Here is a 25,832-nt window from a genome sequence, read left to right as displayed (position 1 = left end):
TTGCGCATTTACAGGGCAGGAGGCATGTTCAACGCTGCTTTAAGGTGCAACTTGCCTGTTGAACGCCCCTTAAAAGATTGAACAGCCGAGCCGCTCGGAAAGCAATTCCAGCACCGCAGTGCCTGCCAGGGAGTTGCCGGACGCGTCAAGGCCTGGCGACCAAACCGCGATCGTCATCTCCCCGGGTATAATGGCAATAATTCCTCCGCCCACGCCCGATTTCGCAGGCATTCCTACCCGCCAGGCAAATTCGCCTGCGCCGTCATACATTCCGCTGGTGATCAGCAGGGCGTTGATCTGGCGCGTCTGACGTACCGTCAGTATTGGCGTTGTCTCGCCCAGCGGGCAGCCCTGGTTGGCGAGGTAGAAGAAGCAACGCGCCAGTTCCTTACAGCTCATCGCCAGCGAACAGTAATGAAAATAGGTTTGCAGCACGCCGGGTACATCATTATCAAAGTTTCCAAAGGACTTCATCAGCCAGGCGATAGCGGCGTTGCGCGCCGAGTGATCGAACTCGGAGCGGGCAACATAACGATCGTAGTTAATCGATGGCTCGTCACACAGCTGACGCACTACCTCCAGCATCCTTTGACGCGGGGCGGTCAGACGGGTTTCCAGCATGTCGCAAATCACCAGCGCGCCCGCATTGATAAAGGGATTGCGCGGCTTACCGCGTTCCATCTCCAGCTGCACCAGAGAATTAAACGGCTGGCCGGAAGGCTCTTTACCCACGCGCTGCCAGATCTCCTGTTCCTGATAACGCGTTTGTGCCAGCGTCAGCGACAACACTTTGGAGAGCGACTGAATAGAGAAACGGACATCAGCATCGCCAGCCTGATACAGCGTGCCTTCGCGGGTGAGCACAGCGATACCCAGATAGTCAGGCGACACCTGCGCCAGCGCCGGGATATAGTCAGCCACTTTTCCCTGACGCGTTAAAGGGCGCACCTGCTGCAGGATCTCTTCCAGTAAAGCATTGCTGAGTTCAGCCACGACAATCTTCTCCGTTACGTTAGATGCGCAGCATGATGGGAGGTTGTCTTCACGGCGTCAATAAATTCAGAAAAAAGCGTCTGGCGCAGGAAAAGGTAGAAAGAAGGGATGGCCGGATCGCCTTGTAAACTGTCGCGTTCCGGCCTGTGTTTTGCGTGTGATCAGGATGGGATAATACGGTTAGCCTTCAGCTTATCAAACAGCGTAAAGAAGGCATCGCGCGTCGAGCGGTAACCGGTAAAGCCCGCCTTGCGACTTTTGCTGATGTCGGTAAAGACTTCCATCGGGCGACCGAGATCGGCATCGGTATGCCACCAGGAGGCGAGACGGGAAATCTCTTGCTCGCGCAGCTGGTACTTCTCAGCAATTTTTTCCCAGTCATGATCGGCGTTCAGCATGCGGCCTTCCAGCGGCTGCATCTCACCGGGGAACGGCGCTGCTTCAATTCCAAAGTAATCGGCGATCTGCTCCCACATCCATTTCCAGCGGAAGACGTCGCCGTTTACCACGTTATAATCCTGATTTTGTGCTGCGGGAGACGTCGCGGCCCATTCCAGCTGCTCCGCCAGCAGGCTGGCATCCGTCATATCAGTTACGCCATTCCACTGCGCTTCTGAACCCGGGAAAATAAAGGGCTTGCCGGTTTCTTTGCACAGGGTAGCGTAGACGGCCAGCGTCTGCCCCATATTCATCGCATTGCCCAGCGCATAGCCGATAATGGTATGTGGACGATGTACGCTCCAGGTGCAACCATATTTGTTGGCAGCGGCGAACAGCTCATCTTCCTGCGCATAGTAGAAGTTATCGACCGGCTGACGCCCCTGTTCTTCGCGGAACGGCGTCATTGGCACGCTGCCTTTACCATAGGCGTCAAACGGGCCAAGGTAGTGCTTCAGACCGGTAACCAGCGCGACATGGCTGCCTTTCAGGCGCTCGCCCATCGCTTCCAGAACGTTGCGCACCATCGCGCCGTTTACCCGGATATTCTCTTTCTCATTGGCCTGGCGCGACCAGACGCTAAAGAACAGGCTGTCAAAATGGAGATCTTTTAGCGTGGCGTTAACCGATTCCGCCGAGGTGAGATCGGCGGTCAGAGAGTGACAGCCCTGCGGCACCGGCGCGCGTCCCCGCGACAGACCGTAAACTTGCCAGCCATCCGCCTGTAGTTTTTCTGCCAGCGCGCTGCCAACTACGCCGCTTACGCCGATAATCAATGCTTTTTTGTTCATTACGCCTCCTGTAACAGATGCTGTTAAGCATAGTGCGGAATTAATTTCATATCTGCGGTATAAATTCACAAGATTTCGGAAAAGGGTTCATGAATCATGATTGGCAACGATCTGCTTAAGGGCATTATGCCGTTTGTGGCAACGGTAGAAGCGGGCAGTTTCAGCGCGGCAGCGGAGCGGCTGAATCTGACCAGCTCAGCTGTCAGTAAAAGTATAGCCAGGCTGGAGCAGCGCCTGGGATCGCGGTTGTTTGAGCGCACCACGCGTACTCTGCGGCTGACCGACGCCGGAGAAGCCTATTATCAAACCTGTCAACGGGTGGTGAATGAGCTGAGCGAGGCAGAAACGGTGCTGGCGGCACAGCGTATCCATGCGGTTGGACGCCTGCGCGTTGCAGTGCCGATGACCTTTGGCCGCACGCACGTCATGCCGTTAATCAATGACTTCTGCCGCGATTATCCCGACTTGCAAATCAACATGACCTTTGCCGATCGCTTTGTGGATCTGTTTGAGGAGAATATCGATATTGCGGTGCGCATTGGCGGCCCGGCGGATTATCCCGCCTCGCTGGGGGTGCGCTATCTGGGCAACGAGCAGCTGGTATTTTGCGCCGCCCCGGACTATCTGCAGCGCTACGGTACGCCGCAGAGTTTCGATGAGCTGCAGCAGCATCGCGCTGTGGCCTATGAACGGGTGGATGGCACCATCACGCCCTGGCGCTTTATGGCAGCCGACGGCCGTGTCGCCAGCCGGACGGTAAACGCCAGGCTGGCCTTTGGCGATAGCGAAGCACAGCTAAGCGCAGTCAGCGCTGGTTTGGGTATCGCCCAGATGGCGACATGGCTGATACGGGAAGCAGAGCAGGCGGGCAGGGTAAAGATCATCCTGCCACAGCTAATGCTGGATGGCCTGCCGCTTTGGCTGGTTTGGCCGCGCAAGAAACAGCTGCTGCCAAAAGTGGATGCGCTACTGAAAACCTTTCATCATCTGGTGATTCGTTAGCAGCCCGCTGCAATAAAATCTCCGCTCGGGCTGACCGGCACTACGGTCAGAAACAGGATCAGAGCAAAAAGCAGCAGCAGTACGCCACCGGCAATGCGGACCAGCGCCATAATGCTGGCGGCGGCAGGCGAATCGCGAAGCCAAACAGCGGTGACGGTATCGCGTAAACGGCTTACCGCCATAGCCAGTAATAACAGGGAAAGGCCGGTGCCCAGCGCCATGGTCATCACCGCCAGCATGCCCCATGTCACAATGCCAATTGCATTTGAGAACAATAAAACGGTAATCGCGCCGCTACAGGGACGTAAGCCGATGGCCATCATTACGCCAGGCAGCTCTTTCCAGTTTGCGGGCTGAGCCAGCGGCATATGATGACTACAGCCGCATGGCTGATGGGTATTATGATGAGAGAAAGAAAAACTGCGCAATCCACGTAGCAACATCCAACCGCCAAAAGCGGCGATCAGCAGCGCGCTGACCTTTTCCATAACCCAACGGCTAAGGCTTAAGTCACCAGCTACCAGGTTAAAACCCACGGCCAGAATAAACACAAACAGAATGGCGCTGAGTCCCTGAACCAGGCTGCCAACCAGCGGCACCGCTCGCCGCGCGGCAGATGCATGCTGCGGTTGGGTACTCAGCCAGGTAGTGACAACGAACTTACCGTGTCCCGGTCCAACCGCATGCAAAACGCCATAGAGAAAGGTGAAGAACAGCAGCCACAGCCCACCGCTGTACTGACCGTTGTTGATTTGCAACAGATGCAGTACCAGGTAACGATGCAGAGTAATCTGCGTCGCCAGACTCCAGGCGAGGAAATCATCCCAGTTCCACCAACAATACAGCGCCAGCAGCACCAGTGGCGTGACGACAACCATCAGAGCATGCTTGCCAGAAGAGAGGGAGCGACCAAACATAAAGCATCCTGATTAAGAAAAATCCGCCTTCAGTATACGGAGTCTGGTGCTAAGTGGAACGAAAACTCACGTTAAGCTATAAACGTCAGCCCGGAGCAATGATGGCGACAGAAGAGCATTATGGCCGAGTGCCGGCAAATACATCACCGGTTCGCGTCTTAATCCCGATATAAGGTCTGTAGCTTAGATCGGGACGCCTGCCGGTACTGGTAGAGCCGATCTCTGGCAAGGTTCTTCATTTTCACCTCGCACATAATATCGAAATCAACAAACGATAATGCCCAGTCATTTAGCGTGTTGTTGAAATAATAGTCTGAATGGGAACGGAGTTTCATTTTTGATAAACCCAATGCAGCCTGATCGGGAAAACCCTCTTCAGGAATCAAGCCTTCCTGCGATATTGAATAATGCAAAACGGGTTGCACACCGCGCCATGATTCCTTTACCTGTTCAATACGCGGATCATCAGGCTTAATAAATTCATTTTCCTTTACCCAGTGATGATGAATATCTAAAACCACCGCGCAGAGCGCTTTGGCCTGTAATACATCGTCCAGCGAACAGGAAATTTCGTCATTTTCAACGGTCAGCATTAATCGCGCTTCCGGGCTCAGTTTACCGAACGCCTGTTGAAAACCGGTAAATCCTTTTCGTCCGTTCATATGGATGTTGATTTTAAAATCCTGAAATGTGCGGCCATAGCCCATTAATTTTGCACAAAGCGCATGATATTCAACATCTTCAATGGCCCGGATTACCACTGACTCATCCTCTGAAGCCAGCACGGAATATTGTCCCGGATGGAAAGAGAGACGGATATTATTGCCTCTGGCAAAATCACCGCACTTAATAAATAACGGATAGAGGTCAGGTAAAAATTCCTGATATAAATCTGTTGCTTCGGGAACGGTATATAACGGCAACAGATCGCTGCCAATACGCATCATGCGTAAATCTTCGGGAAGCAAAGCCAACTGCTCCAGGGTTTGAAATAAATTAACCAGGTTGTTTTTAGCTAACTCATAAATAAGAAGGGTTCTTTGTTCATTATTCAGACTCAGAAAACGCTTCCTGGTGGTGGCTTTGAGCGGAAAAGGCTGTTTTAAATCAGCAGTAAGATATTTGCAAGCAAAGCCTAATTTCATAATTTCTCCTGTCTGTCGGGCATACTTAAGTGTAACAGCTAACAGAGAAATGAGATCATGCCGCAAGCAGTGTTACCGTACCGCTCGGGTCGGACAAGAAACAGATAAGCAAAAAAAGCCGCGCAAGCGTGGTTTGCGCGGCCTGTATCAGGGGAAATTACCAGCCTTTGATGATATCGCCTTTGTACAGTTCGTTGGCTTTGTCGAGCACTTGCTGCGAGCGGAAAGCCTCTTTCAGCTTCTGAACATTCGGGCTGTCTTTGTTGTCTTCACGCGCCACAATAGCATTCACATAAGGAGAGGCTTTGCCTTCCATAAACATACCATCGCGAGAGGCAGACAGATTCACCAGCGCGGCGAAGTTGTTATTGATAATGGAGATATAAACCTGCGGATCGTCCAGGGTACGGGCCAGCTGCGGCGTATCCACCTCAACAAACTTAAGTTTTTTCGGGTTAGAGGTAATATCCAGCGTGGTTGGTAACAGGCCAGCCTCTGGCTTAACGGTGATCAATCCCTGCGCCTGTAACAGCAGCAGGCTGCGGCCCAGCGTCGTAGCCTCATTGGAAATCGTAATGGTTGCGCCATCCGGCAACTCTTTTAATGTTTTGATTTTGTGTGAGTAACCCGCGATCGGGAAGACGAAAGTGTGGGTGATCACCGCAAAGCGATAGCCACGCTCTTTCGATTGTTTTTCCAGATAGGGCAGACTCTGGAAGGCGTTAGCGTCAACATCTTTGTTAAACAGCGCTTCGTTCGGCTGCACATAATCATTAAACGCCACCACATCCACATCCAGCTTATATTTATCATGAGCGACCTGTTTAACAGTTTCCCATAATTGCTGGTCGGGTCCGGTGTTAATCGCGACTTTGATTTTATTATCGCTGTCTTTATCACAGGCGCTGAGCAACGTTACTGATGCAGCAAGCAGGACCGTGAGCAGTGTTTTTTTCATTCTGTAGTTCCCTTATACGTGTTAGAAAAACACTATAATATACATCCAGACGTCTGTACATCCATAAGCGTTACGTTTGATGAAAATTCCGTCAGATTGCCAGGTTGAACTGACGGGGGGTTAACGCTGGCCGCTTTTCTTTTCCATCAGATCGATCATCGCTCCGGCATGGGCATCAACATTACGAATATAACGCATCAGCGTTTCCGGTTTTTTCCAGGTGCCTTCCTGCATAATCTGCGCTACGGCATAACCCTGTTTTGCCATATCCTGAGCGGCACCAACGCGAGCGCTGTGTCCGCTCCAGCCACGATAGCGATTCTTGTTGCCCTTTGGCCGACTCTGTCCGATCTCTCGCCAGGCATGAATAAAAATATCCTCCAGCGCCGGCGTGCTTAAAGGCCGGTGCGTGGTGATCAACGCTTTATTGGTGCGATGTACCGGACAGAAGAGGAAGGCATCCGGTTCGGCAGCAAGACCGGCAAGTTGTATCCATTCCGTGAGGCGCTGTGACGAGAGCGTGCTGAGTGCTTTGATCAAGCCGCCGGTTTGAACAATGGTTTTTGTCCAGGCGACGTCCAGAATAATGCGACCATCTTCGGCGCGCGTAATATCACTGACCCGCAGACGCGCCAGTTCGCTGACGCGTAATAGCGTACTGTATGCAACATGCAGAAATGCCAGATTACGCATCTCTTTTAATTGCGATGAATTTTGCCAGCGTACATCCAGGGCGTTTAAATCTGACAGGCAGAAAGGGACGGCCTGTCCGGTTCGTTCTCCTGACACCACAGCCATGCGGTTGATCTTCTTCATCGCCCGGAACACCGCAGGAGAGGTGTTAGGCGGCAGCAGCCCGGCATTACGATGAAGCATGGAAATCAATGATGCATGGGTGGCGATAGTGGAAGAGGCCCGTCCGTTCGCCTGTAAAAACGTCAGATAATCCCGCAAATCTTCCGGTGCCATTGGCAAAAAGCGGCGATCGTTTTCCGTGGCCCACTGATGGCAAATTCGCATAACGCTCAGTAACTGACGCCAGGTATTAGGCGAAAAGGCTTCCCGATCCTGCACAAAGGCACGCAATTGCCCGGCGATATCATCATCGGCGCTTAACGCCGGTAATTGCGCACTCTGTTGAATAATTTTTGTCATTTTTTGCCCGGTAAATAACCGCTTTAACGGCGATCGCGCTACGTGAAATCTGAGCCAGAAGCAGGGCAGTTACCCTGCAGAATTTACGTAGCGACGCCAAAACAAGGACCAGATATCATCCTCTTAAAAGAGCTGCCCATGATACCTGTCTGAAAAAACGCTGTCCTGACTTTATATAAGTCCCATTATATAAATCTAATCAGTTCAGATCGCAAGGATCGGGATCGGGCTGGGAATTCAGGTTAGTCCCAGCCCGATTACGGTTACATGCTTATCGGTTATTTAATGTTTCCGACAGAGCCGGGATTTCACCAAGTCCGGCACCTTTGATTTTCATCGTCAACTGAACGTTGCGATGCGTCACAATGCTGATGGCGGCAAGCAGCGCGGGCAGGGCAAGGATAAAGAAGATGGCAGACTGGCCAGGAAACGCCCCCATTAACAGACCGCCCAGGGATGAGCTCAGGATAGCGCCAATGCGACCAATGCCATGCATCCAGCTTACGCCGGTAGCCCGGATTTCAGTTGGATAGTAAGCGGGGGAATAGACCTGAAGTCCGTTTTGTGCGCCGTTGATACACATACCGGTGATAAAAATAATCACGCCCAGCGCTACGCCACTCAGCCCAAACACGCCTTGCGTGATCAGACAAGCGCAGCCGATGAAATAGACCACGCCAATAACCCATTTAGCATGCAGCTTATCCATGAGCGCGCCGACGATAACGCCACCCACCGGACCGCCCAGCTGGAATAACCCGGCGATAATAGCGGCCTGTTCCAGTGAGATACCCCCCGAGCGCATAATGGTCGGCAGCCAGCCGTTCAGCAAATAAATCACAAACAGCCCCATAAAATAGGTCAGCCAGAGAATAATGGTGCCGCGTGCAAAGCCATGACGAAACAGCTCTGTAATAGTGCTGTTACGTTTGATGCTGGGAGAGTTAAGGATAAAGGCGCTGTCATGACCAAAACGGCCTCCCATACGATTCAGCAGAGCGGCAATTTGCGCCCGTGGTGCCTTACGCACCACCAGATTCAGCGCCGACTCAGGTAATAACCAGGTGAACACCGGCAGCAGCAGCAAAGGCAAAGCGCCGCCAAAAATCAGCGCTGCCGGCCAGCTATAATGCGCCAGTAATCCAGCTGCAATAAATCCCCCCAGCCCGGAACCAATATTAAAACCACTGAACATTAAGGTGATCATGATGCCTTTACGGCGTTCCGGCATGTACTCAGAGAGCAGGGTGACACAGTTCGGCATCACTGCGCCTAACCCCAGTCCGGCAATAAAACGCAGCGCCGCCATCTGCATGGGCGTGGCGGCGAATGCGCAGGCGAGGCTGAATGCGGAAAACATCAATACCGACAATAAAATCACTCGTTTACGGCCGTAACGATCGGACATCGGCCCGGCGATCAATGCCCCGAGCGCGACGCCAAACATTGCCGCACCAAGAATTGATCCCATTGCTGAACGGCTGATGCCCCATTGTTCAATCAGCGCCGGGGCAATAAAGCCCATTACGGCGGCATCGTAGCCGTCAAACATAATGATAATCAGACACAGCGCCATTACGCGCCACTGAAAGGAGGAAATGGGACGTGCATCAATCCACGCTTTTACATTGACCAGGTTGTTTGCTGTCATTGGGTACGCTCTCTTCGGTGCTACACAGGGCAGCTATTGTTGTGGTGAGAGAAAGGTAACAATCGAGTAACACGTTAAGCGGGGAGAATAAGCCTGTCTGTCAAAAAAGGCTTTTAGCGGTATGAGTTAGGTTTATATTGTGACGCGTTTAACATAGCCTGAAAGCGCTATAAACAGCGCCAGAGTGCATGAAATGGCAGGTTTTCGCGGCCTGCGTTAAGTTGGCATATGAATTTCGTTTAGGATCTGTCAGGCAGCACGTTATTGATACAGCTCAGTAAGGCCCTGGCTGCCGGTGAGTGGAGCGCGCCCTGACGGAACGTTAACCCAATTTCACGGCGCGTATCCGGCAGATTGAGCTTCAGCGGCACAAGCGTTTTGGCGCGTAATTCATATTCAAGCTGGTGCGAAGAGACGGCTGCGACCATATCTGAATGCAGTAACAGCCCACGTACTATCGCCAGATCGCCGCTCTCTACAACCGGTTGTGGTGCGGGCATGCCCAATGCCTTAAATGCACGATCTAATAAATGCCGCGCAGGAGAGTTATCACGCGGCAGGATCCACTGCGTCAGCGCTAAATCATCAGGCGACAGCGTGCGTCCCGCCAGCGGGTGCTGTGACCGCGCCAGCAGAATAAGTTCTTCATCGAATAAAACCTGATTATGAATATCAGGCACCGTGTCATTTTGACGCAATGCCCCAAAAATGAAATCAATGTCGCCAGCCCGTAGTTCCGTTACCAGCGCGTCAAAGGCGCTCTCGTTGGTCACCACTTTGATACCAGGATGCCGCGTTACCAGTTGAGCAATTGCCAGAGGCAAAAAGCGGCTACGGCATAGCGGCAGCGCGCCGACATGCACGGTGCCGGTCAGCACCCCTTGTTGTGCAGCAAGATCTTCGGGTATATGCCGGATTTCATTCAGGGCGCGGCTGATAAAAGGCGCTATTTCACGTCCGGCGGGCGTTGGCATCATGCCCTTTGGCGTACGCTGAAACAGGGGGAATCCAGCTCCTTTTTCCAGCACCTTCAGTGCCGCACTAACCGCTGGCTGACTGATGCTGAGTGAAGTCGCCACGCTTTGTGTGTGGTGAAGCCGGTACAGCGCCAGGAAAATTTGCAGGCGTCGCAGGTTAAACAGCCAGATCGGCTCTGCTTCTTCACGCCCACTGTCGCGCTGTCTGAGCTTATTAAGTATCGCCGGGATCAGATGCAACTCCTGAATTGCACGCCTGGCACGGGGGAGCACACATTTTCCCATTTCCGTCAGCATCATGCCGCTTGCGTGACGCTCGAACAGCGGTGTGGCTAAAGTGTGTTCAAGATCACGGATTGAACGGGTAATGGCTGACTGCGTTCGAAATAATTTTTTCGCAGCTTCCGATACGGTTCCACGTTGCGCAATCATGCAAAATGCACGTATTTGCATGATTTTAAGATCGTTTTCTTGATTTTCTCTTTTCATTTTTTCCGCGCAGGGTATGAGGTCTAAATCGCAACATAAATAAAAATCATAACGCTTTCAAGGAAAGGCATTACCCGAGGGCTGAACCGCATGTCAGGATGAAAAAAACAGCAAATGCAGGAAGAGATGATGGAAAAAATCGCAAAAAAAAGTGCTTTGGTGGTCAGTGCGCACTCGGCTGATTTCGTCTGGCGTGCAGGCGGTGCGATTGCATTGCATACCTCCCGGGGTTATGACGTGCATGTGGTATGCCTTTCCTATGGCGAGCGTGGTGAATCAGCCAGGCTGTGGCGAAAGGGCAACATCACGGAAACCATCGTAAAGCAGAACCGTCAGAAAGAAGCTGAAGCGGCAGCGGAAATCCTCGGAGCCAGCATTGAGTTTTTTGATCTGGGTGATTATCCACTACGTGCAGATAAAGAGACATTGTTCCGACTGGCTGACGTGTTCCGCAAGGTACAGCCTCATTTTGTCCTGACCCATTCAGTGAACGATCCTTATAACTATGATCATCCGCTGGCTGCCAACCTGACTCAGGAAGCACGCATCATTGCTCAGGCCGAGGGCTATCGTCCTGGTGAGACCATTATCGGTGCGCCGCCCGTCTATTGCTTTGAACCTCATCAGCCCGAGCAGTGTAACTGGAAACCGGACGTACTGCTAGACATCACCTCGGTCTGGGATAAGAAATACGCGGCAATAGAGTGCATGGCGGGGCAAGAACACCTGTGGGAATACTATACGCGTGTCGCCCTGCAGCGCGGCGTTCAGGCCAAACGCAATGTAGGCATAGCCTCACCCAAGGTCATTAGTCATGGCGAAGGGTATCAAAGCCTGTTCCCCCGCGTGACGGAGGATCTGTCATGAATCTGGTTAACAGGAAAGGCGTAGTGGTAAGAAATATTGCGCGCGCCGAAGCGCAGTTAGTGACACGCTTTGCGCGCTACGGCGTGGCGACAACGCATGAAGCACAGGGACGTACAGGTTTGCTGGATGTACGCATACGTCCGGTTCAGCAAAATCGGACCATTGCAGGCAGCGCGGTGACGGTATTGGTTTCACCGGGTGATAACTGGATGTTTCATGTGGCGGTAGAGCAGTGTCAGCCGGGAGATGTGCTGCTGGTAGCGCCCACCTCCGATTGCCATGACGGTTTTTTTGGCGATCTGCTGGCAACCTCATTGAAAGCGCGCGGCGTCGTTGCGCTGATCGGCGATATTGGCATTCGCGACAGCCAGACGCTGCGTGATATGGACTTTCCCGTCTGGTCGCGGGCCGTGTATGCCCAGGGAACGGTAAAAGCCACGCTGGGTTCGGTTAATGTGCCGGTGATCTGCGCCGGACAGCTGGTTAACCCGGGCGATATCGTGGTGGCCGATGATGATGGTGTGGTTGTTGTGCCGCGCGAGCAGGCTGAAGCGGTTGACGCTGCGGCGCGTAAACGCGTTGATGCTGAAGAAGCTAAACGTCAGCGTCTGGCAGCCGGAGAGCTGGGGCTGGATATTTATCAGATGCGGCCAGCGCTGGCTGAAAAGGGGCTGCGCTATGTTGATTCGCTTGATGAACTGAAGAATGTCAGATGAAACAAAGGCTAATTCCTTGTGTACTGATGCGCGGCGGCACGTCTAAAGCCGCCTGTTTTCTGGCAAAGGATCTTCCTGCTGATGCGGGCACGCGCGATCGCGTGCTGTTGGCGGTAATGGGATCGCCTGATGCCCGTCAAATCGACGGAATTGGCGGTGCCGATCCGCTGACCAGTAAAGTGGCGATTGTTTCGCCATCAACGCGCCCGGATGCCGATGTCGATTACCTGTTTGCTCAGGTTAACGTTAATAAGGCAGTGGTGGATTATGGGCAGAACTGCGGCAACATTCTTGCTGCCGTTGGGCCGTTTGCCATTGAGAAAGGGCTGGTGGCGGTGCAGGGCGACGTCACGCGGGTGCGTATTTTTATGGTTAACACCGGGCAGATTGCGGAAGCGCAAATTGCCACGCCAGAGGGCGCAGTGGAATACCAGGGAGATATGCGTATCGATGGCGTACCAGGCTCTGCCGCTGAGCAGGTACTCAACTTTCAGGATATTGCCGGTTCGAGCTGTGGCGCATTACTGCCAACAGGCCATGCCCGCGATAATATCAATGGCATTGAGGTGACCTGCATTGATAACGGCATGCCAGTGGTTCTGCTACGTGCGGCGGATCTGCAACGCAGCGGGCTGGAAACGCGTGAACAACTTGATAATGATGAGGAGCTGAAAGCACGGCTGGAGTCCATCCGCTTACAGGCTGGCCCGTTAATGCATCTTGGGGATGTGACGCAGCGTACCGTTCCAAAAATGACATTGATTGCAGCACCCACTCAGGGCGGAACCCTGACTACCCGCACCTTTATTCCTCACCGCTGTCATGCATCAATTGGCGTACTGGGCGCGGTAAGCGTGGCCACGGCCTGCCTGATCCCGGGTTCAGTCACGGAAGGGCTGGCAAAGGTCAGCGAGGCGCGTGAGCAAAGGCTGGCAGTAGAACATCCAACGGGCGAGTTCAGCGTAATGCTGACGCGTGATGCCACAGGTAATGTCATCAAAAGCGGCCTGATTCGTACAGCCCGCCTGCTGTTTGAAGGTCGTGTGGCGATCCCTGGTTCACTGTGGTCCGGCAATTAAGGAGAGCAAGATGACATGCATAGCGATTATAGGCTTTGGTGAAGCTGGAAAAATTTATGCTCAGGATTTAGCGCGCGTTGCAGCGGTGCGTGTCTGGGATAAAAAGTTTCTGACTCCTGAAAGGGATCATTTACGCGCGCTGGCAACCCAGGCAGGCGTGCAGCCCTCAGCTTCACTGGCTGATGCGCTGGATGGTGCCGATTTAGTGTTATCGCTGGTCACCGCATCCAGCGCGCTGGAGGTTGCCAGCCAGGCTGCGCCACTGCTGCGTGCCGGCCAGATCCTGCTGGATTTTAATTCTGTCTCACCTGAAACCAAGCGTGCCGCTGCAAAAGCGGTAGCTGCAGGCGCTGGCAATTATCTGGACGTTGCGGTAATGGCCCCCGTGCCGCCAAAACGGTTGGCTACGCCGCTGCTGATCGGCGGCCCGACAGCCAGCCACGCTGCTGAGATATTAAGCGCGCTGGGCTGTAATGCATGCTCTGCCAGCGAAGCCATCGGTGATGTGTCGGCAATCAAAATGTGCCGTAGCGTGATGATCAAAGGACTGGAGGCGTTAACCACTGAATGTCTTAGCGCAGCGCGGCAATATGGGGTGGAAGAGGCGGTGTTAGCCTCATTGCATGCCAGCTTTCCCTTGCTGGGCTGGAACGATCAGCTGCCGCATTATCTTATAAGCCGCGTTGCTGAGCATGGCGTCAGGCGGGCTGAGGAGATGGGCGAGGTGGTAAAAACCTTGCAGGATGTTGGCATCGCCGGGGCGATGAGTCAGGCAACGCAGCAGGTACAGGCCGGGTTACCCGCCAGGATGGCGGAGCGGGGCGTGAGCTACAGCGAGCTGGTGCCTTTCCACTGGCAAGAGACGGTTGATCGGTTGAGGTAAGTGCGCTCCTGTAGCGACTGCCCGGCTGGTTTTTTTATAAAAGAGCAGGGTAGGCACTCATTATCTCCGGAAAAATAAAAACCTCAGTACACCTATACAAATAAGGAGAACCCAATGACAAATCAGCTGCCGGAACCCTGTCATGATATTGCTCATCTTGCGCATGTTGAGCTCTACACTGACCGGTTTGAGGAAAGCCTTGATTTCTTTGTCAACGTATATGGTTTAAGCATCTCGGCTCAGAATGAAAAGCATGCCTGGCTGCGTGCCTGGGATGACTATGAATTTCATACCCTGAAGTTGACGCGCCATCATACGACGGGAGTCGGACACATTGCCTATCGCGCCAGCTCGCAGGCGGCGCTGATGCGACGTGTCGCGGCAATAGAAGCCAGTGGATATGAAATCATTGGATGGGTAGATGAAGAGTTAGGTCATGGTCGCGCCTTCCGCTTTGCCGATCCTTTTGGTCATCTGTTTGAGATCTATTACGATACCGTGCGCTATCAGGCTGAAGCGGGTGAACGTCCATCGTTAAAAAATCTGGCGCAGCGCTATCATGGCCGTGGCGCTTCACCTCGCCGCCTCGATCATTTAAACCTGTTGGCAGCGGATGTCTCTGAATTTAAATGCTTTATGGAGACTTGTCTGGGCTCGCGGGTGACAGAGATGATCCAACTGGATAATGGCCGTATCGGTGGCTGCTGGTTTACCATTAACAATAAGACGTACGATCTGGCATGCACTGAAGAGCATGGTGGAGGCAACGGTCGTCTGCATCACGTTACCTATGCCACAGATACCCGTGAGGATATTTTGCGCGCTGCCGACATTTTTCTTGAGAACGGCGTGCACATTGAGACCGGACCGCACAAACACGCAATTCAGGGGACATTTTTCCTCTATGTCTGGGAGCCTGCGGGCAACCGGGTAGAGCTGGCAAACGCTGGCGCGCGTTTGATTCTGGCTCCGGACTGGCAGACGATCGTATGGACAGAGACCGAGCGTAAGAAAGGACAAGCGTGGGGGCTCAAGACCATCGAAACGTTTCATACGCACGGTACGCCACCAGTGACGAAAAGTCTGCAATAGACATTTTTGTTTTTCATAAACGGCGCACAACATGGACAGTCGTGTGCCGCAAATCACCGATCATGAAAAGCTGACGCCAGAGAAGCTCATAGCCAGTTAGCCGCAGCATGAGTATTCGAGCCTGAGATGTTGGCTAATTGAGGCTGAATATATGACTCAGTGAAGCTGACACTTAGGTGCGCATAATGTATATTATGTTAAATTGAATGTCGTAATGCTTATGCAATCTCTACATCCAGCGTTATTGTGCCCTTGCTCTTCACTCACCCATCCAGATGGATATGCTTTTCACTATTTGATAAAGCAAATGGTCAGGAGCAGAAAAATTCCCACTCCTGACCAATCAATCACACAATGCGGGTATCCAGATTATGCTGAACCAAAACTTCTGCCAACGTATTCTCTATAACCGGCAGATTTGACGATCCACTCGCCCTGTCCTGCGTAACGGGATCCCAGATTTCGCTGACCGCTTCCGCCAGCGAAATCTGCGCTTCCATTGGCATCGTTATGCTTGCCTGCGATGACTCTGCTTCTTGATTTTCATTGGCCAGCAATTGCATGATGTCCTGCTCGTGGCTCGCCTGCATCCCTAAAGTATCCAGCGTCAGCGCATCGGCCGTATCGGCCTTATCTACCAGCAGTGACTGCACTGCCGTCACTTCGCGTCCAAAGGCATCATTGGTTCGCACATAGACCGTATTTGATCCCTCCTCCAGCCGCGCCAGGTCCGCAGGTGTAAGCGTAAAGCTCCACGCTGACCCTTCCGGGATCGTGTAATACATACTCTCACCAATGATCATTTCAATCTCACTGCCGGGAGAAAACGTGCCTTGAAGTGTCCCACTAATCGTAAGCGGACTAAGCGCCTCTTCCGGCGTCAGGATTTGGTCTTCGCTAATGGGCGACATGGTGATACTGGACCTCGGAGGAGCCTGAATCTGCACAAGTTCAGAGGCGCTAACGTCCTGCTCCCACTCTGTGGTCACCCGTACTTCAATCAGTTCGCTGTTATTCGTCAGCGCCTGTAAATCCGCAGCGGGGACAACTATCGACCAGTCATCATCGCTGGAGGTCACCGTAGAGTATTCCTTTTCGCCGAGCTTAACCGTAATGGTCTGCCCTCGCTGGATATGCTGAGAGGTTCCGGTTATCAACTGATAAACCTGGCTTTCCGCATAGGAAAGCACGTTATCACCGGTAAAGGGATCGATAGTAATTTGAGGCTGGGGTTTGTCGACGTTAATGATCTGGACGCTGGTCGCTGTCTCACCGAGATCGGCCAGGCTGGCCAGCAGCGTCGCGCTTCCTAACTTCAGATCATGAAGGTCGATCCGAGAAATATTAAGATTCCAGTAACCGCCATCCTGTACCTGGGTAGTGTAATGTTCGCCATTGAGGGTGACCGTCACTATTTTACCGCTTGCCGCATTGTAAGCCCTGCCGCTAATCAGGAGATCCTGATAGTTCTCCAGCGCATTAAGCACGCTATCATCAGCGAGTGGATCAAGCGTGACCCGCGCCGAGTAGTTGTTCCCCAGGCCTGCAGTAACATCAATAACTTTATTATTGGTGTAAATATCGCCGCTTTCACTCAAGGCCTGAGCGCGTAACAGTACATTACCCTCCGGCAGCGCCAACATATCCGCGCTGGGGATCACAGCACTCCAGGCCCCTTCACTGGTTATCGTGGCATTATAGCTTTTACCGTTTAACATTACGGTGAGCTGGAGCCAGTCATTATCGATTTCATCCAGCATGCCGGATATAACCTGATCGACACGCTTCTCTCTGCCATTAAAATTGCTGTCTCCACTGACGTCATCAATGGTAATAGGCTGGTAAGGGGGAAAACGATCAACAATGAAATCGGCAATATCAGAGCTATAACGATAAAATTCATCATAGGTGTTTACATAAGCGTAATTATCGCCTTCATTCAGGCTTTGTACTTCACTTTGCGTTAGCGTGACTTCCCAGGTACCATCTTCCTGAATGAGTGCGTAGTGGTAAATGTCGTTTATGACGACCTCAACGGTGTTTCCAGTGGTAATCCCCTCGCTGGTACCGTTCACCTTTAACCACCCTAGCGCTTCATTGGCGTCAACAATATTATCTCCTGTGATGGGGTTAAGCGTTAAGCTTCCTCCCTCCGTTACGCTGTGCGCCACTATAAGCTGCTGTGAGGTTACTGCGGTTTCCGTCAGATCGGCCACAGAAGCCAGTAGCGATACTCTGCCATCTGGTAGCGCCTGAAGATCCTCATTGGGTAGCGTGATACGCCAGAATCCCCCCGGCTGCACCTGCGCGGTGTAGTCCTGATCATTAATCGTTACCGTGACCGTTTTTCCGCTGGCAACGTTATAGGTGCGGCCAGTAAATGAAAGGTCTTCTCCCGCGACGATGGCATCACGGATGGCATAGTCACCAACGGTATTGATCTCAATGCGGGCAGAATATTCATTGCCGGGTCCAGCCTGGACAGTAATTCCTTTCGCTGCGAACCGCTGGTTACCCTCTAAATCGCTAACCACGGCGGAGATCACGCCATCACCGGCAGGAAATAACGAGACATCACGGGAAGGGAGATTTACGCTCCAGACGCGGTCATTACCAACGGTGGTATGCCAGCGTTGGCCAAACGCCTCAATATCAACTCTTTCACCCACGGCGATATCCGCAGAGACGCGGCCAGAGATAAGCTGCTCAACCTGCTTTTCCCGGCCGTTAAGCAGGCCGTCACCGGAAAAGCTATCTATAGTAATCGGCGGTGCCGCCTGAATGGCGCTGGTAACCAGGCCACTCGCGCTGCGAAGATTAGAACTGTCTGAAGACATAATAAACTCCTTATACACCAGAGGGTTATATAACGCGCACGAAACAGTGCCGTAGCAGCACTACAGCGTTCGTTTGCGACATTAGCGTTAAGGTTTCCACAAGGGCGGAAACTTTCACTGGTGTATACCAGGATCAATCACGTCCCGGAACAGGATAAAAGTGTGATAGCGCTCGTAACGCCATACTTTTTTCTTCTACAGCTATAAGTAATAACGATGCCATTGTCGTTGATTAAATTTTATTCACTCGATTAGAGAAATTAATTACTCGCCGAAAACAATGGGCTTTAGATCCGATTATAATCGGCAAAATCTTTAAATAAGCTGGAGAGACATTGTTTTTATTTATATCGAACTAAGACCGGAAAAGGAAAATTCTTACTGGTTTATTATTGGCTGGACTTGAAAAAAAGGCATTGCCCCGCCCGGCCAGAATATGATTTTGTGATAACGACTGCACTTCCTCTTACTCACTGGAGATAATAAGAACGTCGCGATAAAGCAGACTGCTCGCGCGGAGCTAACGAGCCCGGCCTGAAGGCCGGTGCTCATATTAACGCAGAATACGTTTTGCTTTTGCTGTATCGATCCACTCTCTGAATTCAATCAACAGTTGATCGTAGAGCGTCTCATCGCTGACCTGTTCATAATCATCAACGGGGAAAAAATGAGTATTATCAACAAGTCTGTCGGAAAATTTATCCAGTGATTCAAGGATGCCATAATTTGAGCCACCCAGACCGAGGAATTTGTAAAACACCGGCAAGTTTGCCGATTCACGCAATTTGTCCTTGATCAGGCGCGTCTTACTGATTCCACCGTCAGTAATGAACACGACATACACAGGCAGCGTTGAGTCCTTAAATTCTTTATTAACAGCGTCCAGCACAGGCGGTTCATTGTTCGTACCGCCCAGCCCCGGCAGCACTTCCCACATGCTGCGCTTGCCCTCATTACGGATGCGATCGATATAGCCCTCAATATTATCCAGCGTCACATCGTCATAGCGCTTGAACTTTTCCCCAAAAGCCCAGACGGGCATCACGCCGTCATCATCAAACTGCACGGCCAGCGCCGTAACGCGTTCAAGAACCGCCTGCACATTACCCCGCCTGAATTGCCCCGACATTGAACCAGAAGCATCAAGAACAAAGGCCACCTGCGCCTTCACTTCTTTTAACCGGTGTTTTTCCAGACTAACGGTTATGGGTTTCGCCAGACTGATTAGCTTCGGTGCTTTAGAAAGCTTTTTCTCAAGGCTGACTGTGGGTACCGGGGCCGGTTCGGGATTTGATACATCCACGCCAAAATGCAACGCCAGCGGATGTAATCCGCCATTAAAGCCCTGACCAACAGCACGAAGTTTCCACATACCGTTATGTCTGTAAATATGTGCGACAATCAACGCCTTCTCTGTTCGTCCTGCAATTGGGATCGGAAACGTATGTCCGTCACACATAAGTTTCAGTTCCTGAAGGCCATCCAGCGTATCTTTCCCGTCAATAACAACCGTCACGGCAATTTTATTAACCGTAACAGGGACGCCTGCCAAATTAATTCTAAAGATGGCTTCACCTGGTCTGCTCTCCATCACCACGCTTTGATTTGCGTTTTGTGGCTGATTGAAGAAAATCATATCCAGATCGCCTGAAACCTTTTCATCGGCATCCAGCAAAAAGGCGGAAGCATCTATATCACTACAAAAATCATTTCGCTGGATGTAGGTGAGTTTTACTTCGATATCGTTCACATGAATAGCTGTATTCTGACCGGGAGCCAGTTCCATATCCTTCCCCTTTGTTAACCCTGCTCACGCAGGCAAAAAAAAGCCCCTTCACAGGGAAGAGGCTTGAAATTTGCTCTCGCTTAAACAGAGACGCCATGCTGTGCAGCCAGCGCTGCCAGGCCACCCGCAAAACCCTGCCCAACGGCCTTGAATTTCCACTCACCGTTGTGACGATACAACTCACCGAAGATCATCGCCGTTTCAGTGCTGGCATCTTCAGACAGATCGTAGCGAGCGATTTCGGTATTATTGTCTTCGTTAACGATACGGATGTAGGCGTTAGATACCATACCGAAGTTTTGCTTACGGGTTTCCGCATCGTAAATGGTTACTGCGAAGACCGCTTTTTGCACGTCAGCCGGTACGGTAGAGAGCGAGATTTTAACCTGCTCATCATCGCCCGCACCTTCACCGGTACGGTTGTCGCCCTGATGGACAACTGAACCATCCGGGCTGGTGCTGTTATTAAAGAAAACAAAGTGCTGGTCGGAAAGCACTTTACCTTCCGCGCCTACCAGGAACACCGACGCATCCAGATCGAATGACTGTCCGTCAGTGACGCGCGCATCCCAGCCAAGACCTACAATCGCTTTGGTCATGGTAGGTGCTTCTTTGGACAGGTTTACGTTACCGCCTTTAGTCAGATTAACTGCCATTATGAAATCCTCTTTGCTTTGGTCTGTTGCCCCGATAATGTGGGCGTAAGTTACTGCGTAAATGCGAAACGCGTTTTATGACGCGTTGATACCATACTGGGCGCACACGGATGCCAGTCCACCAGCATAGCCCTGGCCTACGGCACGGAACTTCCACTCACCGGCATGACGATACAGCTCACCGAACAGCATCGCGGTTTCGGTGCTGGCATCTTCGGAGAGATCATAACGTGCGGCTTCAACGTTTGTATCGTTGTTTACCAGGCGAATAAAGGCGTTGGCGACCTGGCCGAACGACTGACGACGAGCTGCAGCATCGTGAATGGTGACCACAAAAACAATTTTGGTCACCTCCTGCGGAACACGATTCAGTTCGATCACCAGGGATTCATCATCACCTTCACCCTCGCCCGTACGGTTGTCCCCGGTATGGGTAACGGAACCGTCTGAAGATTTCAGATTGTTATAGAAAATGAAGTCGTTATCACCGCGAACCTTGCCTGCGTCGGTCAACAGAAAAGCGGATGCGTCCAGGTCGAAATCCTGACCGTCAGTAGAACGCGTATCCCAGCCCAGACCGATCTTCACGTTTTTCAGTGACGGATCCACTTTAGCCAGGGATACGTTACCGCCTTTAGAGAGAGTCACTGCCATGTTGTTTTCCTCAAATCGTCGTGATGCATACTCGGTATGCTTTGATTAACGACGCGGCTTAGCCGCGTTCTTCGTCATTCTGCTCTTCTTTACCCGGGAAAAGCAGGCTTGCAATAATGCCCAGTACCAGAACCCCCATTACCACATAAAGGCTGGCGGTCGCACTGATTGAATAACCGTGATGGAAGAAGTGATCTGTTGCGTTCAGGCCCAGTTTCACCGCGATGAAAAAGAGCAGGACAATAACCGCTTTTTCCAGATGAACGAGATATTGCTTAAGCCCTTCCAGTACGAAATACAGGGTACGCAGACCAAGAATAGCGAACATCATTGCGCTGTATACAATCAGTGGCTCACGGCTGACCGCGATAACGGCTGGCACAGAGTCGAACGCAAACATCACATCTGAAAGCTCAACGACAGCTAAACAAAGCAGCATTGGGGTGGCGTAACGTCCCGCTTTGGTCAGGCGGCCAACCTGAACGTCGGCGTTTTCGGGTTTAGCCAGCTCCGCATCAACCTCTTTCTGGCTCAGCACAAATGCGCTGCCTTTGAGTTTTGGCCAAATTGGATAGAAGCGTTTCACCATTCGGTAAGCAAAGTGCTGAGAGTAATCCTCGATCTCGTCACCGTCATCGCCGCTTTTCAGCATCATTACTGCTGTCCAGCCAACAATAAGGGCAAACACAACCTCAACCCAAGGGCCAAGCGCAAGCAGACTGGTGCCGATGGCGACAAAAATACCACGGAACACAATCGCCCCGATGATGCCCCAATACAGCACGCGGTGGCGGTAATTGTTTGGAATAGCAAACCACGAGAAAATAGCCATCATGACAAACAGGTTGTCTACTGAAAGCACTTTTTCAAGCGCGTAACCGGTAACGAACAGACTCGCGACTTCCGCACCATGATGAACGTACAGGAAGCCCGCAAAAGCAAGCGCCATCAGGATCCAGAAAACCGACCATGCAGCGGCGCTTTTCAGGGAGATAGGCTTGTCATGACGGTGCATAAACAAATCGATGAAAATGGCACCAACTGAAAGCAGTAAAAACACCGCGACCGTTTCTATCGGGAACCCAATGTGGGTGGATTGCATGTGATCAACTCCAGAGACTTAAAATTATTACCCGTTAAAGGCCAAATTCGCTTGTCTGGAAGCCCAGGGCTTCGATAATTTCGCGCGCATTCGCTTTTTCGGTTTCATCAAAATTGCCGTCGCTTTTGGCAACGGCGATACCTACGCGTACAGCCAGTTGTGCCTGTTCCGGCTTGTTTTTTAATGCCAGAATGTATTTCATGGTTTCGCCCTTCCCAACTTCCAGATCGAAAGAAAAGGATGTCACCAGTTTTTCGAAAAATGTAATCACTTCTGTTGTATCGAAAATGCTGAGTTCAGGCGAAGCACGAAGAAAGCCCATCATTTTTTGCTTTTCTTCTGCGCTCACGCCATCGCTCGAAACTGCAATGCGTGCGCAGACGGCAACCGTACCTTCCAGAAAGGCGCGATTTTTATATCGGCCTACCTGTTTAGTTAGCTCATCGCGACCCGCGTTAAATTTCTCTTTAAGCGTATTAAAAAAACTCATGTTTACCCCCAGGTTACTTTGAACCCGCTTTCCAGTTAAATCCCCAGCCAAAAGCCTGATCAAGCTCCTGGTGACCGCTGAAATAGCGATTGATACGTTCTACACGGATTGCGCCACCTTCGTTTATCAGACGTGCAATGGCGCACATATTTTGACGGTTGTTCCCTTCCGTCATAAAAGTTTCCACAGGGGGCTGATCCGGAACGTGGATAGTAACGGAACCGTCCGTGCTCTCCCAGCTCGGCACGCCCTCATAGATGAAAGCGAAGATCAGCACTTCACGAATGTGCTTCCATTCAGTACCGTTGATATATATCCATTCGCCGTTACTGACTGCACCGGTACGATCGTCCCCCTGAAGCTCTACATAGGGTTCATCACGCACGCTGCCAAATTTGTTGCCAAGCGCCTGAACAATAGTGCGATAGCCGTTTGACAGTTCAACATACGCGGCAAGGTCAAGATCGATGCCTTTATTGTTATTGAACATGCTTTTGAAAAAGCCACCGTTGTTATTGCCCACGCGCTGATTCCAGTTAAGGTTCACGCGGATCTGGCCGTAATCATCCTTCTTTTTAAGGCTAATAGACGGCTTTTCTTTGGTAAGGCTCACCTTGCTGAGATTCACCGTAGGGGAAGACGTTGGCGTTGGCGTTGGCGTCGAACGAGCCGATGGCGCATCGGCAACATCCACACCAAAATGCTCGGCCAGCGGTTTCAACCCGCCATTGAAGCCCTGTGACACAAAGCGAAACTTCCATTCCCCGTTACGACGATACAGCTCACCCAGAATAAGCGCGGCTTCAGTGCGACCAGCCAAGTCAACATCACAGAGAAGGATGGCATTGCCGTTCGCTTCTACCTGTATGGCAAGACGCTCGACCTGAGAGACGTTTTTGCCGGCGTCACACGTAGCCGTAAAAGCAATTTTCTGAACGTCAGATCGCAGCTGCGGCAGGCTGACGGTAAACATGGTTTCGTTACCGGATGAAGAGTAACGAACGGTGCTATCGTCATTTTCACGTTGACCGTAGAAAACCATATCCAGATCGCCGCGTACCTTACCGGTGTCGTACAAACGGAAAGAGGAGACATCAATGGGGGTGCCAGCGGAAATCCGCACCACCAGCGACTGGTTGGGAACGGGGGCATTGCCCCCCGGCATCAGGTTCATTAGCGTGCTACCGCTTTAATGTCGGACGCCATGTCCTGAATGGTACGACCACGCGATGCATTACCGTGGGCGGTAAAATTCCACTCACCGCCGTTGCGGTGCAGGGACGCAATGATGACCGCCGTGTGAGAGCCTTGTTCAGTCAGCGTGTACCTGGCAAGCTCTTTACCCTGCTGATCAACCACACGACAGAAAGCATTTTCTACATCATTGAAAGACTGGCCGGTAAAGCTGTTCACCGTCAGAACCAGATGTTCAACGTTAGCAGGCAGGCGGGACAGATCAGCTATAATGGTTTCATCATCGCCATCGCCCTCACCCGTGCGGTTATCACCGCTGTGCTTCACGGAGCCATCATTAGACTGCATCTGGCGGAACCAGACGGTATCCAGCACGTTACCGGCATTATCGAGCAGCACGCAGCTGGCATCGAGGTCAATGCTGTCACCACCGCCGAGAAGTTTGCCAAACAGTCCCTTTTTTTTAGCAGGATCCCAGCCAAGGCCGAAACGAATTTGTGAAATCGCGCTGCTGGATTTAGCCAGCGAAATCGTCTGATTCTTACTGAGAGATACCATCATGTCCCCTTACTGATAGGTGTTTTGCCGTAGTAAAAATTGCCGATTAATTTCAAAGCTATGAAATCATAACATGACGTTTTTATAGTGCAAGAAAACAATCATCATATGACAACTTTCTATTTATATATGTATGAATAAAAGGGTAAAATAAGTTAAATTTGCGTTATGGAAGTTATTGCAATTCAAGGAAATCACACATTTGTTACAACGCTCAGTTAATAATCATATTATGATTGATAAAAGTTGTGCTTATGCCTACACTTGACCCTCTTGTGTTTTTAACGTGACGTAAGGACTTCGACAGAATGGTTAGACCTGCTGCTGTTTGGTTTATGGAAGGTGTTTCATCACAGAAAGATATACTTAAGCAGGTCAAACAGGCCCGCACTGAGGGAGACTATGTCTTCACCCTGATTGCTTCTCATCGTAATGAGCGGCCTGAAATCCTTTCTGAAGCTGACTTTTCATATATCGAACCCGCCGACAATGATGATCTGTTGTCTTTCATTACCAGCGTATGTGAGAAACACAATGTGGTTGCCATTCATGCAGGCAAGCGTGGCTGGCTGATGGAAAAAATGCGGGCGGATATTGAAACACTTGGCGTTAAGTTAACGACCGGCGCTTGTCACGTAGATACTTTTGAGCTGGCTGATAACAAAACGCTGTTCAGCGAACAGATGTTTTGCGCAGGGCTTGCTTCCGTTAAGTCAATTCAGGTTCAGACGCCTGAAGAAGTGTCCGATGCCATTTCCAGCCTGGAGTCCAAAGGGCTGCTTCCCTGTATTAAGCCCGTTCGTGGCATATATGGTATGGGTTTCTGGGTGCTGAAACGTAGCGTTAAGCAACTTGCGTTTTTTAATAATCCTGAGCATCGCCATATGCATCCCGACATCCTTCTTACTGCTTTGCGCAGCGCCGTAGCTGCGCAAGAAGAATTGCCGTTACAGATTGTGATGCCTTATCTGCCTGGCCCGGAGCGCTCAACAGATATGCTGGTTGAAAAAGGCCGTGTCATTGCCGCAGTGGCAAGACGCAAAGCCGGGTCAGTGCAGGCATTTGAAAATGAGGGTGCTGCATTTCAACTGGCACAGGCATGTGCACACAGACTGGGGGCTGACGGCCTGATCAATATACAGACGCGGGACAATGACCAGGGCGAACCGGTGCTGCTCGAAGCGAATCTTCGGCCTTCTGGTGGCATTGGATACACTGCCTTTAGCGGTATAAATCTGCCCGGCCTGTTTGCCTTGCGCCAGCTGGGCTTGTTAAACGACAGCGAAACGACCGAGAAGCTGGGGTTATTCAAATCTCTACAGGTCATTTCCACTCACAATGTCAAACCGCTGCCGGTCGTTGAGATCAGCACGCCAGACAATGTTTCATCTGAGGTTTAAGG

General features: G+C 51.6%; 22 protein-coding genes and 1 pseudogene. 7 read left to right on the top strand and 16 right to left on the bottom strand.

From position 1 onward, the window contains the following. Positions 1-69: 69 nt before the first annotated feature. Positions 70-993 (bottom strand): glutaminase B, encoded by a 924-nt coding sequence (glsB, locus tag ACQE32_RS05375; protein WP_427021449.1) that lies wholly within the window; start codon positions 991-993, stop codon positions 70-72. A 161-nt stretch (positions 994-1,154) separates the two neighbouring features. Next, the gene (locus ACQE32_RS05370; protein ID WP_426972623.1) at positions 1,155-2,222 is read right to left on the bottom strand and encodes an SDR family oxidoreductase; all 1,068 of its coding nucleotides are present in this window, start codon (positions 2,220-2,222) and stop codon (positions 1,155-1,157) included. 93 nt (positions 2,223-2,315) lie between these two features. Here ACQE32_RS05370 and ACQE32_RS05365 point away from each other — a divergent pair, with 93 nt between their 5' ends. Then, positions 2,316-3,224, top strand: a complete 909-nt coding sequence (locus ACQE32_RS05365; RefSeq protein WP_427021749.1) for a LysR family transcriptional regulator — start codon at positions 2,316-2,318, stop codon at positions 3,222-3,224. Here ACQE32_RS05365 and ACQE32_RS05360 read toward each other — a convergent pair. The 6 genes from ACQE32_RS05360 to ACQE32_RS05335 all read right to left on the bottom strand — a co-directional run bounded on the left by ACQE32_RS05360 (position 3,221) and on the right by ACQE32_RS05335 (position 10,516). Then, the gene (locus tag ACQE32_RS05360; protein WP_427021748.1) at positions 3,221-4,102 is read right to left on the bottom strand and encodes a nickel/cobalt transporter; all 882 of its coding nucleotides are present in this window, start codon (positions 4,100-4,102) and stop codon (positions 3,221-3,223) included. The two genes, ACQE32_RS05365 and ACQE32_RS05360, sit on opposite strands and share 4 nt — an antisense overlap. A 197-nt stretch (positions 4,103-4,299) precedes the next feature. Beyond that, positions 4,300-5,286, bottom strand: a complete 987-nt coding sequence (locus ACQE32_RS05355; RefSeq protein WP_426972620.1) for a UV damage endonuclease UvsE — start codon at positions 5,284-5,286, stop codon at positions 4,300-4,302. Positions 5,287-5,443: 157 nt separating this feature from the next. Then, positions 5,444-6,244, bottom strand: a complete 801-nt coding sequence (locus tag ACQE32_RS05350; RefSeq protein WP_426972619.1) for a MetQ/NlpA family ABC transporter substrate-binding protein — start codon at positions 6,242-6,244, stop codon at positions 5,444-5,446. Between the two features lie 120 nt (positions 6,245-6,364). Continuing rightward, a complete protein-coding gene (locus ACQE32_RS05345; RefSeq protein ID WP_426972618.1) occupies positions 6,365-7,399 on the bottom strand; it encodes a tyrosine-type recombinase/integrase in 1,035 nt (344 codons plus the stop codon). A gap of 271 nt (positions 7,400-7,670) precedes the next feature. Beyond that, positions 7,671-9,050: an MFS transporter gene (locus ACQE32_RS05340; protein ID WP_427021448.1), complete on the bottom strand. Its 1,380-nt coding sequence runs from the start codon at positions 9,048-9,050 to the stop codon at positions 7,671-7,673. Positions 9,051-9,289: 239 nt separating this feature from the next. After that, positions 9,290-10,516: a LysR family transcriptional regulator gene (locus ACQE32_RS05335; RefSeq protein ID WP_427021447.1), complete on the bottom strand. Its 1,227-nt coding sequence runs from the start codon at positions 10,514-10,516 to the stop codon at positions 9,290-9,292. A gap of 126 nt (positions 10,517-10,642) precedes the next feature. Between ACQE32_RS05335 and ACQE32_RS05330 the strand changes: the two genes are divergently transcribed. The 5 genes from ACQE32_RS05330 to ACQE32_RS05310 all read left to right on the top strand — a co-directional run bounded on the left by ACQE32_RS05330 (position 10,643) and on the right by ACQE32_RS05310 (position 15,153). Further along, the gene (locus ACQE32_RS05330) at positions 10,643-11,383 is read left to right on the top strand and encodes a PIG-L deacetylase family protein (protein ID WP_420851638.1); all 741 of its coding nucleotides are present in this window, start codon (positions 10,643-10,645) and stop codon (positions 11,381-11,383) included. Continuing rightward, complete coding sequence (locus ACQE32_RS05325) at positions 11,380-12,099, top strand: 4-carboxy-4-hydroxy-2-oxoadipate aldolase/oxaloacetate decarboxylase (RefSeq protein ID WP_427021446.1); 720 nt, start codon at positions 11,380-11,382, stop codon at positions 12,097-12,099. The genes ACQE32_RS05330 and ACQE32_RS05325 overlap by 4 nt, the downstream gene beginning before the upstream one ends. Beyond that, the gene (locus tag ACQE32_RS05320) at positions 12,096-13,178 is read left to right on the top strand and encodes a 4-oxalomesaconate tautomerase (protein ID WP_427021445.1); all 1,083 of its coding nucleotides are present in this window, start codon (positions 12,096-12,098) and stop codon (positions 13,176-13,178) included. The genes ACQE32_RS05325 and ACQE32_RS05320 overlap by 4 nt, the downstream gene beginning before the upstream one ends. A gap of 10 nt (positions 13,179-13,188) precedes the next feature. Next, on the top strand, positions 13,189-14,061 hold the full coding sequence (locus ACQE32_RS05315) for a DUF1932 domain-containing protein (protein WP_427021444.1): 873 nt from the start codon (positions 13,189-13,191) through the stop codon (positions 14,059-14,061). Positions 14,062-14,175: 114 nt separating this feature from the next. Further along, on the top strand, positions 14,176-15,153 hold the full coding sequence (locus ACQE32_RS05310) for a VOC family protein (RefSeq protein ID WP_427021443.1): 978 nt from the start codon (positions 14,176-14,178) through the stop codon (positions 15,151-15,153). A 347-nt stretch (positions 15,154-15,500) separates the two neighbouring features. Here ACQE32_RS05310 and ACQE32_RS05305 read toward each other — a convergent pair whose 3' ends face one another. From ACQE32_RS05305 to ACQE32_RS05270, 8 genes and pseudogenes are all read right to left on the bottom strand, one after another. Next, a complete protein-coding gene (locus ACQE32_RS05305; RefSeq protein ID WP_427021442.1) occupies positions 15,501-17,990 on the bottom strand; it encodes a hypothetical protein in 2,490 nt (829 codons plus the stop codon). A 553-nt stretch (positions 17,991-18,543) separates the two neighbouring features. Beyond that, positions 18,544-19,785, bottom strand: a pseudogene (locus ACQE32_RS05300) (VWA domain-containing protein); the annotation flags it as partial. A gap of 71 nt (positions 19,786-19,856) precedes the next feature. Next, entirely contained in the window at positions 19,857-20,432 is a 576-nt protein-coding gene (locus tag ACQE32_RS05295; RefSeq protein ID WP_426972614.1) for a TerD family protein, read from the bottom strand. A gap of 75 nt (positions 20,433-20,507) precedes the next feature. After that, positions 20,508-21,086, bottom strand: coding sequence for a TerD family protein (locus tag ACQE32_RS05290; RefSeq protein ID WP_426972612.1), 579 nt, complete (start codon positions 21,084-21,086; stop codon positions 20,508-20,510). Positions 21,087-21,144: 58 nt separating this feature from the next. After that, a complete protein-coding gene (locus ACQE32_RS05285) occupies positions 21,145-22,188 on the bottom strand; it encodes a TerC/Alx family metal homeostasis membrane protein (protein ID WP_426972610.1) in 1,044 nt (347 codons plus the stop codon). A gap of 34 nt (positions 22,189-22,222) precedes the next feature. Then, the gene (locus ACQE32_RS05280; RefSeq protein ID WP_085071737.1) at positions 22,223-22,678 is read right to left on the bottom strand and encodes a tellurite resistance TerB family protein; all 456 of its coding nucleotides are present in this window, start codon (positions 22,676-22,678) and stop codon (positions 22,223-22,225) included. Positions 22,679-22,691: 13 nt separating this feature from the next. Continuing rightward, positions 22,692-23,852 carry a TerD family protein gene (locus ACQE32_RS05275; protein ID WP_427021441.1) on the bottom strand — a complete coding sequence of 387 codons (1,161 nt, stop codon included), beginning with the start codon at positions 23,850-23,852 and terminating at the stop codon, positions 22,692-22,694. Then, on the bottom strand, positions 23,852-24,430 hold the full coding sequence (locus tag ACQE32_RS05270; RefSeq protein ID WP_426973067.1) for a TerD family protein: 579 nt from the start codon (positions 24,428-24,430) through the stop codon (positions 23,852-23,854). Before ACQE32_RS05270 ends, ACQE32_RS05275 begins: the two co-directional genes overlap by 1 nt. Positions 24,431-24,738: 308 nt before the next feature. On the opposite strand from ACQE32_RS05270, the gene ACQE32_RS05265 reads away from it, so the two are divergent. Then, positions 24,739-25,830, top strand: a complete 1,092-nt coding sequence (locus ACQE32_RS05265; RefSeq protein WP_427021440.1) for an ATP-grasp domain-containing protein — start codon at positions 24,739-24,741, stop codon at positions 25,828-25,830. Positions 25,831-25,832: the final 2 nt, after the last annotated feature.

Source organism: Pantoea sp. FN0302 (assembly GCF_050113775.1).
In the GTDB taxonomy this organism is placed as follows: Bacteria; Pseudomonadota; Gammaproteobacteria; order Enterobacterales; family Enterobacteriaceae; genus Mixta; species Mixta alhagi.
Note: the sequence above shows the minus strand (reverse complement) of the source record. Positions and strands in the feature narration are given on the sequence as shown.